The sequence below is a fragment of the Streptomyces sp. ADMS genome (genome assembly GCF_033441795.1).
In the GTDB taxonomy this organism is placed as follows: domain Bacteria; phylum Actinomycetota; class Actinomycetes; order Streptomycetales; family Streptomycetaceae; genus Streptomyces.
Map to the genome: position 1 here is coordinate 1 of NZ_JAVFVX010000416.1, position 485 is coordinate 485.

The 485-nt window shown below is 72.6% G+C and carries 1 pseudogene; it reads left to right on the forward strand.

Features of this window, described 5'->3' with window-relative positions:
• Nucleotides 1-485, forward strand: a pseudogene (locus tag RB628_RS42885) (mobilization protein); the annotation flags it as partial.

A 485-nucleotide genomic window follows, 5' to 3' on the forward strand; every position in this document is an offset into this window, starting at 1 on the left:
ACCGGAGCCAAGACCCCCACCAGCGCCGAGCGCTTCAAAGCCGAGCGCACCGGCCGCCCCGAGACACCGCGCGAGACGCTGCGTGAAGCCGTCCGCCAGGCCGTCGCCGGAGCCGCCGGCGAAGCCGAGTTCTTCACCCGCCTTCGCGAGTCGGGCCTGCGCGTCAAGCTGCGGCACGCCCCCTCCGGGGACATCCTCGGCTACACGGTCGCACTGCCCGGCGACCGCAACCGCGACCACGAGCCGGTCTGGTTCGCGGGCTCGACCCTGGCCCCCGACCTCTCCTATCCGAAGATCCAGCGCCGTCTTGCCGACGGAACCGCCGACGCGGTCACGATGCCGGAAGCCGACACCGGCCTGTCGGACTGGTCGTCGTCCGCACGGGGGCGACGCACCGCGACCGGGATCGCCGAGCGCGCCGCGACTCTCTTGGACAGCGACGACGACGATGCCGCAGCCCAACTCGTCGGAGTCGGCGAACTCCT